The sequence below is a fragment of the Geodermatophilus obscurus genome, from assembly GCF_900143215.1.
In the GTDB taxonomy this organism is placed as follows: domain Bacteria; phylum Actinomycetota; class Actinomycetes; order Mycobacteriales; family Geodermatophilaceae; genus Geodermatophilus; species Geodermatophilus obscurus_A.
Genome location: NZ_FRDM01000012.1, coordinates 50311 through 65682, shown reverse-complemented (window position 1 = coordinate 65682; position 15372 = coordinate 50311). Strand labels below are relative to the sequence as shown.

Sequence of the window (15372 nt, the reverse complement as noted above, 5' to 3'; positions counted from 1 at the left end):
CCGGAAGCGCTGGATCACTGTGCTTGCCCGGGCCCAGAAACGACGGTGCACCGGTCCTCCGGAGGAGGCGCGCTGCGCCGTGCCTGCCATTCCCGGCGTGTGGGCTCGGGCCGGGACCTGGCAGAGGTCGCCAGCTTTCTGCAGCCCTGACGGGTTCCGCTCAGCGCCCGGTCGGCGGTGCCCCGTCCCGGCCGTAGCCGGCGCCGAGGTCGTCGCAGTGGGTGCCGGGTGCCACCGGCGCGCCGGAGAGGAAGGCGGCCTCACCGATTTTGTAGCCGGCGATGGGCACGGTGAACAACTGCAGCGCGATGGCGACCAGCAGCACCACCACCGCCGTGACACCCGGCGTGAGCACCACGACCCCGAGCAGCACCGACACCAGGCCCAGACTCGCCGCTTTGGCGACCGCGTTCGCCCGGTTGTACACGTCCGGCAGGCGCAGCAGGCCGATCGCCGCGACCCCGATGAGGAAGACCCCGACCAGGACGAAGGCGTCACCGACCACCGTCTGGGCGGTCACGACGACGACCTCGCAGCTACCAGCCGGGCGAAGGCCACCGTGGACAGGAACCCGACCAGCGTGGCGACGAGGACCAGGTCGAGCAGGGCCGGCGCGTCCAGGCGCACGGCCAGCAGGGCGACGGCGGCGATCACCACCGCGAAGCCGAAGTCCACGCTCAGTGCCCGGTCGGCGTCCGTGGGGCCGACGACGAGGCGCACCGTCGCCACGACGAGGGCCAGCGCCAGGACGACCAGGGCGGCGTCGATCAGGATCACGTCGTTCTCCTCCTGGTGGAGTCGTCGCCGGTGGCGTCGCGGCCGGGCCCCACCGGACGCCAGGCCGCCAGCATCTGGTCCTCGAGCTCGCGCAGGTCCGCGCGGAAGTGCTCCGGGTCCCCGGCGTGCATGCCGTGGACGGCCAGCCGGGAGCGGTCCTCGCTCAGCGCCAGCGCCACGCTGCCCGGCGCGAGGCTGACCAGGCTCATGTAGGAGGCGATCTCGAACGGGGTGCGGCTGCGCAACGGCACCTCGACGATCGCCGGCGCCAGCCCGTCGCCGGGCGTGACGATCTCCCGCGCCACCCGGTAGTTGGCCCGCAGGAAGCGCACCAGGTACGCCGCGGCGAAGGAGGCGATCCGGCGGCCCCGGACCACGGCCCGGTGCGGTACCGACGGAGAATCCGACCCGTTCACGGTGCGGTCACCGCCGCCGCGTACGCCTCGGTGTCGAGCAGCCCGTCGGCGGCCGCGGCCGCGGCAGTCAACAGCGGCTCGGCCCACAGGCCGAGGACCACGGCGAGGCCGGCGAGCAGCAGGGCCGGTGCCGTCAGCGCCGGCCGCAGCCGGGTGCGTACGCCGGTCACCGTGGTGCGCCCCGTGTCGTCGTGGGGGCTCGGTGCCCGGGGCGCGGCGTCGTGCGGGCCCTCGTCGGCCCGGTTGCCTTCGGGCGCGGCCTGCCAGAACACCGCATTCCAGACCTTGAGCATCGACGTCAGTGTCAGCAGGCTGACCCCGACCACGACGGCGGCGGCCAGGTATCGCTGCTCCGCCACGGCCGCCGTGGCCAACCCCAGCTTGGCCACGAACCCCGACAGCGGCGGGATGCCCACCAGCGCCAGCGCCGAGACGGCGAACGCCAGCGCCAGCGCCGGCTCCCGGCGCATCAGCCCGCCCAGCCGGGCCAGATCCCCGGTGCCGTAGCCCACCTCCACCGCCCCGGCGACCATCAGCAGCGCCGCCTTGACCAGCACGTACTGGACGAGGAAGAAGACGGCCGCGGCCAGCCCGGCGCCGGTGAACAGGGCCAGCCCGAGCAGCATGTAGCCGATCTGACTGACCATGTGGAACGTCAGCACCGGGCGCATCGCCCGCTCCCCGACGGCACCGAGCACACCGACGACCATGGTGAGCAGCGCGGCGGTCATGAGCAGCCACAGGTACCGCCGGTCGCCGTCGAAGAGGACGGCGTAGATCCGGATCAGGGCGTAGACGCCGACCTTGGTGAGCAGGCCGGAGAAGAGCACGGTCACCGCCGGGCCGGTGGCGGAGTACGTGGTGGGCAGCCAGCTGTGCAGTGGCACGACGGCGGCCTTGACGGCCATGGCCAGCATGATCACCGCACTCGCGACAGCCGCCGGAGCCGACGCGGTGGCGACTGCGGCGAGCTCGCCGAGGTTCACCGTCCCGGCGGTCCCGTAGAGCAGCCCCACCCCGGCGAGGAAGACGGTGGAGGCCAGCAGGTTGACCGTGACGTACAGGCGACCGGCGGCCAGCCGCCGCCCGCCGCCGGCCGCGGTCAGCAGCACGTAGCTGGGGAGCAGCATCACCTCGACGAACACGAAGAGGTTGAACAGGTCGGCCGTCAGCAGCGCGCCGTAGACGCCCGAGGACAGGATCAGCGCCAGCGGCACGAAGAACCGGTCGTCGTCCTCGCCGGTGGCCGCGGCGAAGGCCAGGCTCGCCAGGACCAGCAGCGCGGTGACCACCAGCATCAGCGCGCTGAAGACGTCGGCGACCAGCGTGATGGCGATCCCCGCCGGCCAGCCCCCGAGCCGCAGGACCGGGCGGGAGCCGTCGAGCGCGCCGGTCAGCAGGACGCACGCCACGACGAGGACGCCGGCACTGACGCCCCAGCCGACCCCGCGGGCCGGCGTCGGGGAGCTCTCCGGCCTGCCGCGCCGGAGCAGGATCAGCAGGCCGGCCGCCGTCAGCGGGGCGACGACGGGCAGGACGAGCAGGATGTCGCTCACCGGCCACCTCCGACGCCGTCGTCCCCCGGCTCGACGGCGTCCCGCTCGGTGTCGGCGCCCCCGGCGCGGGCGAGCGCGAGCAGGTAGACCGTGATGCCGAAGGTGATCACGATGGCGGTGAGGACGAACGCCTGCGGCAGCGGGTCCGCAGCCGTGGCCGGGTCGCCCTGACCGATCAGCGGCAGGCCGCGCCGGTCCATCCCCCCGGCCGCCAGCACCAGGACGTTCACCGCGTGACCGAGCAGGACGAAGCCGAGGACCACCCGGACCAGGTTGCGCTGCAGCACGAGGTAGACGCCTCCGGCCACGAGGACGCCGACGGCGACCGCGGCGGTCACCGCGCATCCCCTCCGCCCGGCGTCCCCACGACGGAGCCGGCACCCCGGGGCCGGGAGCCGGCCGGTTCCGGGGTCGGCTCGCCGGCCGTCGGTTCCTCCGGGGCCGATACGGGCCGGGCCGGGCCGGCTCCGGGCGTCCCGGTGCTCAGCCGGTCGAAGGCCGCCGCGAGCAGACCCAGCACCAGCAGGTAGACGCCGAGGTCGAACACCAGGGCCGAACCGATGCCCGCTGCCCCCAGTACCGGGATGTCGAACGGGGTGAGGAAGGGGTCCCCGACCGCGGCGGCGCCCAGGCCGGTGCCGAGCGCCACGACCAGCCCGGCGCCGACCAGCAGCTCGGGGCGCAGCAGGCGGGGCAGCCCGGGGAACCCGTGGGCGACCTGGTACAGCCCCACGGCGATCCCACCGACCAACGCGGCGATGAAACCGCCCCCGGGCTCGTCGTGGCCGCGCCACAGCAGGTAGGCCGACAGCAGGGCCATGCCGGGGATCAGCACCCGGCTGCTCACCTGCAGCACGAGCCCGCCATCGGTCTGTCCGCGCCGCAGCCGCGCGGCCGCCCGCTCGTCCTCCGCTCGGGGGTCGTCGTCCCGACGGAGCAGGACCAGCAGCCCGACGGCCGCCGCTCCGAGGACGATCGCCTCGCCGAGGGTGTCCATGCCGCGGAAGTCGACCAGGATCGTGTTGACCACGTTGGTGCCTCCGGTCTCCGCCTCGGCGGACTCCAGGAACCAGGCACCGGCCTCCGACAGCCCGCGGCGTCCGGTGAGAGCGAAGGTGGCGAGCGCGGCTGCGAACCCGGCCGCGACGCCCAGCCCTGCGGCCAGGGTGACTCGGGGCCGGCCGGCACCACCCAGGCCCAGCGGCAGGCGCCGCAGGACCAGGACGGCGACCACTGCGGTCAGCACCTCCACCAGCAGCAACGTCAGAGCGACGTCCACCGCGCCGGCCAGCAGGAACCAGGCCGCCACCACGAGGCCGACGCTGCCCACCAGCCCCAGCGCGGCCAGCGCGGAGCGGGTGCGGACGGTGGCGGCGACGGTCAGCCCGAGCAGCGCAAGCACCGGCCAGTCCAGCGGCTGGTCCGTCGAGGACCGAGGCGGCAGTTCGCCGACGGTGGCGAGCCCCACCACGCCGAGCACGACGAGCGCGGCCACCGGACGAGCGAGGTGGGCGGCCAGGATGCCCGTCCGGTCCGGCCGCCCGACGGCGGAACCGAGCGCGAGCGTCGCGTCGTGCGTCCGGTCGAAGAGGGCCGCGCCGTCGGGCAGCCGCAGGCGCTGCAGGGCCCGGTCGACCGGGTCCCGCCGCAGGAACAGGAGGCTGCCGACGGCGATGGTGATCGCCGACATGACCACCTCGGGACTCAGGCCGTGCCAGAACGAGAACTCGGGCACCGCTCCGACGTAGACCACGTCGGCGGCAGCACGGGTCACCATCGGGTTGAGCAGGTCGATGCCGGGGCCCAGCGCCAGGCCGACGAGAGCCGGCAGCGCTGCGGGCGCGAGGAAGGCCGGCGACGGCTCGTAGAGGTCCGGTTGCCGGGTCGGCCCGCCGAAGGCGCCGTAGAAGATCCGCATGCCGTAGGCGAAGGTCAGCGCCGAGGCCGTGACACCCAGGGCGCCTGCGACCGGCCCGGCCCACGGCGCGAAGTCCGCCTGCAGCAGCCCCTGGAACAGGTACTCCTTGCTGACGAAGCCCAGCATCGGCGGCACGCCGGCCATGGACAGCGCGGCGAGGCCGGTGACCGTGGCCGTGATCGGCATGACCCGGCGCAGCCCGGAGAGCTCGCGGATGTCGCGGCTGCCGGTCTCCTTGTCGATGATCCCGACCAGCATGAACAGCGTCGCCTTGAACAGGGCGTGAGCGAAGGTGTGCAGCATGGCCGCGGCCAGCGCCACCGGCGTGCCGACGCCGATCACGGCGATCAGCAGGCCCAGCTGGCTGACCGTCGACTGGGCCAGGATCGCCTTGAGGTCGTGCTCCCGCAGGGCCATGAACGCGCCCGCCACGGCCGTGATCAGTCCGACGGTGATCAGCAGCGCCGACCAGGCCGGTTGGTCGGCGAACAGCGGGGTCGTGCGCATGAGCAGGTAGATGCCGGCCTTGACCATCGTCGCCGCGTGCAGATAGGCGCTCACCGGGGTCATGGCGACCATGGCGCCGGGCAGCCAGAAGTGCAGTGGCAACTGCGCGGACTTGCTGAACGCCGCGGTGGCGATCAGCGCGCCGATGGGCCAGGCCAGCGGCGAGGCGAGCACCTGCTCCCGCTCGGCGAGGATGATGGCCAGGTCGGTGGTGCCGACGACCACCGACAGCATGATGACCGCGAGCAGCAGGGCGAGGCCCCCGGCGGCGGTGATCAGCAGCGCCCGGCGACCGGGCTTCACGGCTACCTGCCCGGCCGTTCCGATGAGGGCGAAGGAGCAGACCGTGGTCATCTCCCAGAACACGTAGAGCAGCACGACGTCGGCGGCGAGCACCAGGCCCAGCATCGCGCCGGCGAACAGGGTCAGGAGCCCGTAGACGACGCCGTTCCGGTTGCTGTCGCCCATGTAGCGCGCGGAGTAGGCCATGACCAGCACGCCGACGCCCAACACGATGAGGCAGAACAGCCCCGCCAGTCCGTCGAGCCGGAGGGCGAACGACACCTGCAGGGACGGCAGCCAGGTCCACGAGGCGGTCACCGCTCCGCCGTCGAGCACGGCCGGCGCTCCGGTCGCCAGCAGCCCGCCTACCCCCGCGAACCCGGCGGCCAGCAGGTAGCCGGTGTCGCGCCCCAGCCGGCGGTGCAGGAGCGGGGCAGCCAGAGCCAGCACCGCCATGGCCACCAGGGCCACGAGCGGGATCACGGCTGTCCCGGCGCGCCGGGAGGAGCGGCGAGGGCCACCGCTCGGCACGCCACCATCACCGTCGCCGTCCTCCCCCCGCCGGCATCGGCGGCGACTGGCTGCCGCCGTTGGGCACTCCACCTGCAATCCCGCGGCGGGTACCCGCGGACGGGCGCGCTGACGCGTGTCGCGCGCGTGCCGTCGGCCGCTCGTCGCCGGACGTCACCGAGCCGGGTCGTCGGGTCCGGTGGCGGCGCCGTCCGAGCGGGCACGGATGTGGTGCTCAGGTCCCCGCGCCATGCCGCCCAGCACCCAGTCGCCGAAACCGCGCGGGTCACGGCGTTCGAGCTCGTCGAGGAGGACACCTCGCCACTCGACGGCCGCACGCCGGTCGGTGGGAGACGTCCCGTGGAGCAGCTCGTCGCTGCGGCGCCACTCGTCGACCAGGTCGTCGAGGGTCAGCGCCGGCAGCAGCTCGTGGGGTGGGGGATGGGCCGCCTCCGTCGGTCGGGGAGGTGGTGCGGAGGACCGGTCGCCGACGGCGGCCGGTCGAACCGGCACCTCGAGCCGGTAGAGCCAGTGGAAGCCGAGGATCGTGAGCAGGCCGATCAGCACGATCAACAGGTACGCGCCACGGTCGCCGAGCTCTTGGATGCCCATCGCGAACGGCGCGAAGAGCGCACCCGCGGTCGCGGCCGGGGAGAGGAGCTGGATCGACGGGGTGGACTCGGCGTGCAGCGCCTCGTGGATCGACCAACGCAGACCCGCGGCGAGGATGCCGAAGAACGGCACGACCAGCAGCGTGGTCCTCAGGTCCAGGTGCAGAAGGCCGAGCAGGGCCACGCCCCCGTAGAGGATGCCGAGGGCCCGCCTGCCCACTCGGACCAGGGATTCCTCCAGCGTGCTCGGCCCGTGGTCCGCCGGCCTCGTCCGATCGGGCATCAGCGGACCCCCGGAGACGGGGTCGCCGGCGGGACGTCGAAGGTGAGCCCGTCCGGGTGTGGCATCGGTGCCCCGGGGGTGGTCCGGGCGGAACGCCGCAGCAGGCGGTTGTTCCGGGGTTCGCGTCGGGTGGCGGCGTCGTCGAGCTGGCGCCGCATGCCCTCCTGCACGCGGCTCACGGCCGTGTCCAGGTCGTGGCCCGCCGAGCTGGCGACCAGACGCGGACGACCGGCGACCCAGCACTCGAGGGTCAGCCGTTGGCTCCGCGTCCCGCGGTCCTTGACCGACAGTTCCATGTCGACCTGGTCGGCTCGGTACCGGGCCAGCTGGGCGTCCAGTCGCGCCAGCCGTCTCACCAGCAGCGGGTGCTCCTCCCGGCCGAGCCCCGCAGCCAGCCGGAGGCAGGCCGCGACCGTGGCCGTGCCGCCCTCACCGGGGACGTCGTCCGGCCGGCGGGCCGGGGACCCGGTGACCGTGCTCCCGTCCAGGGTCGCCCACTGGCGCGAGCGGCGTGCCCCCGGTGTCGACCCGGCCCGGCGGCGCCCGCCGACGGACGGACGCTCGTCGATGGGGGGTGCGTCGTGTCGGTGACTGGTCATGTCATGCCCGTCTTCCGGTCGGAGGCGTCAGGAGCCGTGCCAGGTCGGCGGTGGAGTAGGACGCGCACGCCGCACCCTGGGGCGGGCGCGGTGCCCCCGGACGGAGCCGTGCTTCCTGCCGTCGGAGGTCGACCCTGGGTCGGTGGATTTGGCGACCATCAGGTCTCGGCCTCCCTCCTCGGTGCCCGTCCGCACTCGCCGACCCCGAGGCTGCGGCGGCCCGCGGGAACAGGTCAGGCCCCCGGTCGGCGAAGAAGTGCTCCGTGAGGTTGCCGACCGCGAGCAGCCTTGTGGCCCGGCCGTCCGCGGGGCCCGGACACGGGCACCGTGGTCGGTGACGCGTGGCGACAGGCGAGCGGGCTGCCGCGCCGGGTGCCCGCGTGGTCGGGGCGGTCGGCGACGTCGACGCGGGGGGTGCCGGTGCCCGGGTCCGGCAACTCCCGACGCGCCGTCCGTGCCGGGGACGCCCCGTGTGGGACCACCGGCACGAGGCAGACGCTCGGTGTCCGTCTCTCCCGTGGAGGTCCCCGTGTTGTGGATCGTGCTCGTCCTGCTGCTCGCCCTCGCCGGCGGGTTCCTCGGAACGCTGCTGGAGCTCGCGCTCTGGGTCGTCGTCCTGATGGTGCTCGGCTCGGCCCTGCTGGGCCTCGTCGTCTGGCGGGCGGTGTCCTCCCGTACCGGCTCCGCCGGGCACGTCGGCCGCTCATGACGCCCGGCGTGCGGTCGGGCTCACCGCTCGTCGCCGGGCGGTGGCCCGCCCCGAGCGGACCGACGCAGACACCCGCGCGGATCCCGGCCGCGAGCTCACCCTCGTCCTGCCGCCCGAGCACGTCGGACCGCGTGCTGCCCCTGGACGCCGCGGCCGTCCGGCGCGGCCACTCGGGGAGAGCCCGCGGCGCACGCGGACTCCCAGCCCGAGGGCGTGCTGGTCCCCGGTCCGGAGGAGCGCGCCCACCGCCCTCCGCTCGGTGACGTCGTCCTCGGTGCCGGTTCCCGGTGCACGCCTCGCCGGTCCCATCGGTGTCGCCGCCGCAGAGCAGGCCGAGCGCCTCGTCGTCGGGGTGGACCGGGCCGGGGGGCTCACCTGATCCGCCCGAGCAGGCCGGCCTGGCCCGCGCGTGCTCGCGGTGCGGAAGTCCAGCGGCCTGGTCAGCGGGGCCGGCCCGCCGCCGCCCCGCCGGCGGCATCGTCGCCACGGATGTGCTGTCCGGGGTCCTGCTCGAGTCCGTCGCGCAACCACGCCCGGAAACCCGCCGGGTCCCGCTGCTCGAGTTCCTCGAGGAGCAGGTCGCGGAGCTGGACGGCCCGGTGGGGATCGGTGCACAGCCGTCGTCTGCTCCAGCGCCACTCGTGCAGCAGGTCTTCGACGGACAGCGCCTCCAGCAGGTTCCGTACGGAGGCGAGCTCGATATCCGACAGCTGCGACGGCGCCTGAGGCCGTGAACCGGCGACCTCGTTTCCCAGCGCGTGGGTCCACCCGGCACTCGCCACCGTGCACAGGAGGGTCAGCACGATGAGGACGGGCACGCTGTCCTCACCCAGGGAGTCCATGCCGACGACGAAGGGGCTGAACAGCGCGGTCCTGACGGCGACGGGCAGGTGGAGCGAGAACGGCGCGTCCTGGCCGGGGTGCAGCGCCCGGTGGACTCCTCGGGCGACCACCGCGCCCAGCAGTCCGCCGATGGGGACCATGACGAGCGTGACGAGGAAGCCGGCGCCCAGGGCACCGAGCAGCGCCACCGCCACGTAGAGGGTGTCGAGCACGCCGACCGTCAGACGGTGTGCTCGCCACAGCCAGCCGGACGGCCCAGGTGTGCCGCCGTCCGGACCGGAGGTCGGCCAGGGGTCCTCTCGCAGGGGATCGTCACGCACGGCGGTTCCCGGGTGGCCACCTCGTCGGCCCCACCTCCCGGGGCGCGCCGCTGCGCGGGCGACCGGCGGGCAGGACGGTCCCGGTGCCCGGACGGAAGCCGCCGATCGGCGCGGGCCCGGGAGGTCGGGGCGAGGACGACGACGGCACGGCACCTCCCACAGCGAGCCCTCGGTCAGGCAGGAACTCCACGGGAACTGTGCACGCCGTGAGGTGGCGGCGGCCAGGTCCGGTCCCGGCACCGTGGGGGACCGGCTCCTGCCGGACCTGGGCAGCGTGGGTCCAGGACCCACCCGAGGCGCAGGCGCGCTCCGACTCGGCCGTCCGTCGGCTCGCGGGCCGCCCGGGCCCGCCTGCCGCACCCACGGCGAGCGTCGCCGGCAGCTGACCGGACTCGATGCCGGCGGCTGCCGCCCGGGTGTCCGAGGCCGAGATCCCCCGCGACGGCGGTTCGGTGGTCAGACGCGGTCGGCCGTGGCTCCGGGCTGGCGCCGTCCGGAGGTCGCCCCCCAGCTGGCGAGGAGCTTGAGCGTGTCCTCGGAGGGGGACTCGGGTTCGGCGGTGTAGATGGTCAGGGCGAGCTTCCCGTGGTCCTGCGTGGGCAGGTCGAGGGTGTGGTAGACCAGCTCGAGGGTGCCGACCGCGGGGTGGCGGAACTGCTTGGCCCCGGCGTGGTGGATGCGCACGTCGTGCGCGGCCCAGCGGGTGCGGAACTCCTCGCTGACGGTGGACAGCTCGCCGATGAGCTCGCGCAGACCCCTGTCGTGCGGGTCGCGGCCGGCCTCGGTGCGCAGCAGCGCGACGGTGACGTTGGCCGCGGCGCCCCAGTCCGTGTGGTACTCCCGGGCCCGCGGGTCGAGGAACTGGAAGCGGGCGATGTTGGCCGGCCGGCGCGGGTCGTCGAACACCGGTGAGTACAGGGCCCGGGCCAGCGGGTTGGCGGCGAGGATGTCCATGCGGCCGTTGGCCACGAACGCCGCCGACGAGGTCATCGAGTCCAGCATCCACTGCACCCGTGGTTGCACCCCGGCCCTGCTGCGCCGCTGGGGTGAACGGGTCGGCTTGGCGGCCCGGGCGAGGTCGAACAGGTGCGCCCGCTCGGCCTCGTCCAGCTCCAGCGCCCGGGCGACCGCCTCCAGGACGTCCGCGGAGACGCCGGCGATGTGGCCCTTCTCCAACCGGGTGTACCAGTCGGTGCTCACCCCGGCCAGGACGGCGACCTCCTCGCGGCGCAGCCCGGGCACCCGACGCCGGCCACCGCCGGGCAGCAGGCCGGCCTGCTCGGGGGTGATCCGGGCGCGCCGGCCGGCGAGGAAGTCCCGGATCTCGGCTCGGTTGTCCACCGGATCGACGGTACGGCGCACCGCTGGTCGAGGGGGGGGCGAGGTTCTACCCCCCACAAACCCGACCCCCCGCGCGGGCGCAGGACGAGGTTCCGTGGAGTCCACACCCACCCGCTGCAGCAGCAGAGAGAAGGAGCACCGCCGTGCGAGGAGCCGTCCTGCACGCCCCCGGGGACGTCCGCGTCGAGGACCGCCCCGACCCGCGGATCGAGCAGCCCACCGACGCGGTCATCCAGCTGGCCGCCGCCTGCGTGTGCGGCTCGGACCTGTGGCCCTACCGCGGCATCGAGGCCGTGAACGGGCCGTCCCCGATGGGGCACGAGTACGTCGGCGTCGTCGAGGAGGTCGGCAGCGACGTCCGGACGGTGCAGCCCGGCCAGTTCGTCGTCGGCTCGTTCTTCGCCTCCGACAACACCTGCGCCATCTGCCGGGCCGGCTACCAGACGCACTGCGTCAACCGGCAGCCCGGCGCCCCCACCGGCGCGCAGGCGGAGTACGCCCGCATCCCGCTGGCCGACGGCACGCTCGTCGCCACCCCCGGCATGCCGGACGACGACCTGGTCCCCGGCCTGCTGGCCGCCTCCGACGTACTGGGCACCGGCTGGTTCGCCGCCGTCGCGGCCGAGGCCGGGCCGGGCAAGACCGTCGCCGTCGTCGGCGACGGCGCCGTCGGCCTGCTCGGCGTCCTGGCCGCCAGCCAGCTGGGTGCCGACCGGGTCATCGCCTTCAGCCGGCACGAGGACCGCCAGCGGCTGGCGCGGGAGTTCGGCGCCACCGACATCGTTCCCAGCCGCGGCGACGAAGGCGTCGCGGAGGTGGAGGCACTGACGAACGGCCTGGGCGCGCACTCGGTGATCGAGGCCGTTGGCACCCAGGAGTCGATGCTGCAGGCCATCCGCGCCACCCGCGCCGGCGGGCACGTCGGCTACGTCGGCGTCAGCCACGACGTGTCCCTGCCCGGCGAGGAGCTCTTCTTCTCCGGCGTGCACCTGCACGGCGGCCCCGCCCCGGTGCGCCGGTTCCTGCCCGAGCTGATCGACCTGGTCTGCACCCGGGCCATCGACCCCGGGAGGGTCTTCGACCTCGAGCTGCCGCTGGAGCAGGCCGCCGAGGGCTACCGGGCCATGGACGAGCGCCGTGCCATCAAGGCGCTGCTGCGCCCCTGACCCACCGGCGGGACGGACCGGTCGAGGTCATCCGGCCCGGCGACCGCAGGCTGTCGAGGCCGGCAAGGAGCACTGGCACGGCGCGGCGCCGAACCGGCTCATGGTCCACGTGGCCATCGACGAGGCCGACGCCGACCACGCCGTCGTGCACTGGCTGACCCCGGTCACCGACGAGGAGTACGCGGCCGCCCCGGCCGTCGGCTGACACCCTTCCCCTCTCACCCAGCCACCCACCCACCGAACGAGGAGCACCCATGCGCGTCAACGCCTACGCCGCCCCGGCCGCCGGCCGGCCCCTGGCCCCCACCACCATCGAGCGCCGGGACGTCGGCCCGGACGACGTCCTCATCGAGATCACGCACGCCGGCATCTGCCACTCCGACATCCACACCGTCAACGGCGACTGGGGCCCGCAGCCGTTCCCGGTCGTGCCCGGCCACGAGATCGTCGGCACGGTCGCGGAGGTGGGCGACGAGGTCACCACCCACCGGGTCGGCGACCGGGTCGGCGTCGGCTGCATGGTCAACTCCTGCGGCCGCTGCGCCAACTGCCGCAACGGCGACGAGCAGTACTGCCTGAACGGCATGGTCGGCACCTACGCCGCCACGGACCGCGACGGCACCACCACCCAGGGCGGGTACTCCACCCACGTGGTGGTCGATGCCGGCTTCGTGCTCCGGGTGCCCGACGGCATCGACTCGGCGGCCGCGGCCCCGCTGCTGTGCGCCGGCATCACGACCTACAGCCCGCTGCGCCACTGGGGCGCTGGTCCCGGCACGAAGGTCGCCGTCGTCGGCCTCGGCGGTCTGGGCCACATGGGCGTCAAGCTCGCGCACGCGATGGGCGCCGAGGTGACGGTGCTGTCGCAGTCGCTGAAGAAGCAGGAGGACGGCCTGCGGCTGGGCGCCGACTCCTACTTCGCCACCAGCGACCCGGACACGTTCACCGAGCTGGCCGGCCGGTTCGACCTGGTCGTCAACACCGTCAGCGCACCGATCGACGTCGACGCGTACCTGTCGCTGCTGGCCGTGGGCGGCGCGCTGGTCAACGTCGGCGCCCCCGCCGAGCCGCTGAGCCTCAACGTCTTCTCCCTCATCGGCGGCCGCCGCAGCTACGCCGGGTCGATGATCGGCGGCATCGCCGAGACCCAGGAGATGCTCGACTTCTGCGCCGAGCACGGCATCGGCGCCGAGGTCGAGGTCATCGCCGCCGACGCGGTCAACGAGGCCTACGAGCGCGTGCTGGCCTCCGACGTCCGCTACCGGTTCGTCATCGAAACCGCCACCCTTCGGTGACGGCCCCGGAGAGCGCCCGCTTCGCCGGGCAGGTCGCCTTCGTCACCGGCGCCGGCAGCGGCATCGGCATCGGCCGGGCGACCGCCCTGGCCTTCGCCGCGGAGGGCGCCGCCGTCGCCGTCGCCGGCGTCCCCGAGGACGGCGTCCGCGAGACCGCCCGGCTGATCGAGACCGACGGCGGCCGCGCGCTGGCGCTGACCTGCGACGTCACCCGCGAGGACGACGTCCGAGCCGCGCTGGACCGGACGGTCGAGACCTTCGGGCGGCTGGACCTGGCGTTCAACAACGCCGGCGTCGAGCAGTCCCGCACCCCGCTCGCCGAGCTGGCCACCGAGGAGTGGCACCGGATCGTCGACGTGGACCTCACCGGGGTGTTCCTGTGCATGAAGCACGAGATCCCGCTGATGCAGGCCGCCGGCGGCGCCATCGTCAACACCTCCTCCGGCGCCGGGGTCATCGGAATCGCCGGACAGGCGGGGTATGCCGCCGCCAAGTGGGGCGTGATCGGCATGACCAAGTCCGCGGCCGTGGAGTACGTCGACGCCGGCATCCGGATCAACGCCATTCAACGCCATCTGTCCCGGCATCGTCGACACCGACATGATCAGCCGGGTCTCCGGCGGCACCGACGCCGGCCGCGACGCGATGATCAGCCAGGAGCCGATCGGCCGGATGGGCCGACCCGAGGAGATCGCCTCCGCGGTGCTGTGGCTGTGCTCGGAGCTCGGCGGCTTCGCCGTCGGACACGCCCTCGTCGTCGACGGTGGCCAGACCGTCGGGCTCTGACTCCGGCGGGCACCGGCCGCGCCCCGGCGACCACGACACCCGGGCCCCCCACGTCGCCGACCGGCGTCGTCCGCGCACTGGGGTCGGCAGTACTGGCCACGACTCGTGCGCGGCGAGCCGCGCGATCAAGGACCGGTCGGGTCACCACGTGCTCAGCCGAGCCCACCAGCCGACGGCCCGGAAGGAGCCGACTGACCGGATCGCGAAGCGCTCGCCCCTGCGCCAGGGCGGGCGCCTGGCGTCAGCACGCGTCCGGCAGCACGTGCCCGGAACCGGTCCGCTGCCGGTTCTGCGTCTGCTCGTCTAGGCGCGCCTGGAGAGCCTCCTCGCTCATGACCACCTGGACCGTCGTCCCCCGGCCGAGCACCCGACCCTCGGCGTCGACGGCGGCGCACTCGCAGGCCAGCCGGTTGCCGCCCATCTCAGCGCACCGGGCCGTCACCCGGATGCCGTCCCCGACCCAGGCCGGCGCCAGGTGCTCGACCGAGACCGAGCGCCCGATGCCGGCCTCGCCCGGTTCGAGGTACCGGAGCAGCAGCTTCCGCCCGGCCTCCTCGAAGTGCTTGGCCATCGAGTAGGTCGCGTACACCGGGTGGACGGGGCCGAGCTCGTCGAAGCGGACGGTCATCTCCGGCGTCACCACCACGTCGAGGTCGGCCGACTCGCCGACGGGGACGGGCCTCATGCGGGCACCCAGCGGGCGGGCCGCTTCTCGCGGAAGGCGGCGATGCCCTCCTGGCCCTCCTCACTGGCGAACAAGCGCGCGGACAGGGCCAGGAGGGCCGGGAACTGCTCGGCCAGCGACCCGGTCCGCGCTGCGCGGAGCAGCCGCTTGGTCTCGGCCAGGGCCAGCGGTGCACCCCTGCCGAGGGCCTCGACCTGCGCGGCGACGCCGGCGTCGACGTCCTCGGCGGGGACGACGAGGTCCACCAGCCCGCCGGCCAGGGCCAGCGGGGCCTCGAACACCTCACCGGTGAGCATCAGCCGGTGGGCCACGTTCGGCACCATGCGCGGGAGGACGACGGCGGAGATGACCGCCGGGGCGATCCCGATCCGGACCTCGGTGAAGGCGAAGGTGGCCGCCTCGGCGGCGACCACCACGTCGCAGGCGGCCAGCAGCCCGACGCCGCCGGCACGCGCGGGGCCGCGGACGACGCCCACCACCGGTTTGGGCGAGTCCCAGACCATCTCCAGCAGTGCCGGGAACTCGTTGACGCCCTGGTCCTCGGCCGCACCGCCGGCGGCCTCGGCCAGGTCCATCCCCGAGCAGAACACCCGGCCGGTGTGGTCGAGGACGACGACCCGCACGTCGTCGTCGGCGATCGCCTCGGTCAGGGCCGAGCGCAGCTGGCCGCGCATCGCCCGCGAGAGCGCGTTGCGGTTGGCGGGGGAGTCGAGCGTCAGCGTGGCGACGCCGCGCCGACGCTCGACCTGCAGGACCCGGGCGCTCATC

At 74.4% G+C, this 15372-nt stretch carries 16 protein-coding genes and 1 pseudogene; 5 read left to right on the top strand and 12 right to left on the bottom strand.

The window, feature by feature from the left end; genetic code table 11:
• Positions 1-160 precede the first annotated feature (160 nt).
• From mnhG to BUB17_RS13180, 8 genes are all read right to left on the bottom strand, one after another.
• Entirely contained in the window at positions 161-520 is a 360-nt protein-coding gene (gene mnhG / locus BUB17_RS13215; protein WP_072918653.1) for a monovalent cation/H(+) antiporter subunit G, read from the bottom strand.
• Complete coding sequence (locus tag BUB17_RS13210) at positions 517-777, bottom strand: MrpF/PhaF family protein (protein ID WP_072918651.1); 261 nt, start codon at positions 775-777, stop codon at positions 517-519. Before BUB17_RS13210 ends, mnhG begins: the two co-directional genes overlap by 4 nt.
• The gene (locus BUB17_RS13205) at positions 774-1154 is read right to left on the bottom strand and encodes a Na+/H+ antiporter subunit E (protein WP_208983394.1); all 381 of its coding nucleotides are present in this window, start codon (positions 1152-1154) and stop codon (positions 774-776) included. The genes BUB17_RS13210 and BUB17_RS13205 overlap by 4 nt, the downstream gene beginning before the upstream one ends.
• Before the next feature lie 35 nt (positions 1155-1189).
• Positions 1190-2749 carry a monovalent cation/H+ antiporter subunit D family protein gene (locus BUB17_RS13200; protein WP_072918649.1) on the bottom strand — a complete coding sequence of 520 codons (1560 nt, stop codon included), beginning with the start codon at positions 2747-2749 and terminating at the stop codon, positions 1190-1192.
• Positions 2746-3087 (bottom strand): sodium:proton antiporter, encoded by a 342-nt coding sequence (locus tag BUB17_RS13195; protein WP_072918648.1) that lies wholly within the window; start codon positions 3085-3087, stop codon positions 2746-2748. The genes BUB17_RS13200 and BUB17_RS13195 overlap by 4 nt, the downstream gene beginning before the upstream one ends.
• Entirely contained in the window at positions 3084-5939 is a 2856-nt protein-coding gene (gene mbhE / locus BUB17_RS13190) for a hydrogen gas-evolving membrane-bound hydrogenase subunit E (protein WP_072918647.1), read from the bottom strand. The genes BUB17_RS13195 and mbhE overlap by 4 nt, the downstream gene beginning before the upstream one ends.
• Before the next feature lie 201 nt (positions 5940-6140).
• Positions 6141-6797, bottom strand: coding sequence for a hypothetical protein (locus BUB17_RS13185; protein WP_072918640.1), 657 nt, complete (start codon positions 6795-6797; stop codon positions 6141-6143).
• Positions 6798-6859: 62 nt separating this feature from the next.
• Positions 6860-7459 (bottom strand): hypothetical protein, encoded by a 600-nt coding sequence (locus BUB17_RS13180; RefSeq protein ID WP_083606317.1) that lies wholly within the window; start codon positions 7457-7459, stop codon positions 6860-6862.
• A gap of 529 nt (positions 7460-7988) precedes the next feature.
• On the opposite strand from BUB17_RS13180, the gene BUB17_RS13175 reads away from it, so the two are divergent.
• Positions 7989-8168: a hypothetical protein gene (locus BUB17_RS13175; RefSeq protein ID WP_141243015.1), complete on the top strand. Its 180-nt coding sequence runs from the start codon at positions 7989-7991 to the stop codon at positions 8166-8168.
• Between the two features lie 440 nt (positions 8169-8608).
• On the opposite strand, the gene BUB17_RS13170 is transcribed toward BUB17_RS13175, so the two are convergent.
• Both BUB17_RS13170 and BUB17_RS13165 read right to left on the bottom strand, forming a co-directional pair.
• Entirely contained in the window at positions 8609-9331 is a 723-nt protein-coding gene (locus tag BUB17_RS13170) for a hypothetical protein (protein WP_072918619.1), read from the bottom strand.
• Between the two features lie 456 nt (positions 9332-9787).
• On the bottom strand, positions 9788-10672 hold the full coding sequence (locus BUB17_RS13165) for a helix-turn-helix transcriptional regulator (RefSeq protein WP_083606326.1): 885 nt from the start codon (positions 10670-10672) through the stop codon (positions 9788-9790).
• A gap of 143 nt (positions 10673-10815) precedes the next feature.
• Here BUB17_RS13165 and BUB17_RS13160 point away from each other — a divergent pair, with 143 nt between their 5' ends.
• The 4 genes and pseudogenes from BUB17_RS13160 (at position 10816) to BUB17_RS27810 (ending at position 13919) form a co-directional block, all read left to right on the top strand.
• Positions 10816-11838 (top strand): zinc-dependent alcohol dehydrogenase family protein, encoded by a 1023-nt coding sequence (locus BUB17_RS13160; protein ID WP_072918616.1) that lies wholly within the window; start codon positions 10816-10818, stop codon positions 11836-11838.
• A gap of 254 nt (positions 11839-12092) precedes the next feature.
• Positions 12093-13133: an NAD(P)-dependent alcohol dehydrogenase gene (locus tag BUB17_RS13150; RefSeq protein WP_072918614.1), complete on the top strand. Its 1041-nt coding sequence runs from the start codon at positions 12093-12095 to the stop codon at positions 13131-13133.
• A pseudogene (locus tag BUB17_RS28565) lies at positions 13130-13642 on the top strand (SDR family NAD(P)-dependent oxidoreductase); the annotation flags it as partial. The gene BUB17_RS13150 and the pseudogene BUB17_RS28565, both read left to right, overlap by 4 nt.
• 91 nt (positions 13643-13733) lie before the next feature.
• Complete coding sequence (locus BUB17_RS27810; RefSeq protein WP_244277194.1) at positions 13734-13919, top strand: SDR family oxidoreductase; 186 nt, start codon at positions 13734-13736, stop codon at positions 13917-13919.
• A gap of 241 nt (positions 13920-14160) precedes the next feature.
• Here BUB17_RS27810 and BUB17_RS13140 read toward each other — a convergent pair whose 3' ends face one another.
• Entirely contained in the window at positions 14161-14604 is a 444-nt protein-coding gene (locus BUB17_RS13140; protein WP_072918612.1) for a thioesterase family protein, read from the bottom strand.
• Positions 14601-15371 carry an enoyl-CoA hydratase-related protein gene (locus BUB17_RS13135; RefSeq protein ID WP_072918610.1) on the bottom strand — a complete coding sequence of 257 codons (771 nt, stop codon included), beginning with the start codon at positions 15369-15371 and terminating at the stop codon, positions 14601-14603. Before BUB17_RS13135 ends, BUB17_RS13140 begins: the two co-directional genes overlap by 4 nt.
• Position 15372 lies beyond the last annotated feature (1 nt).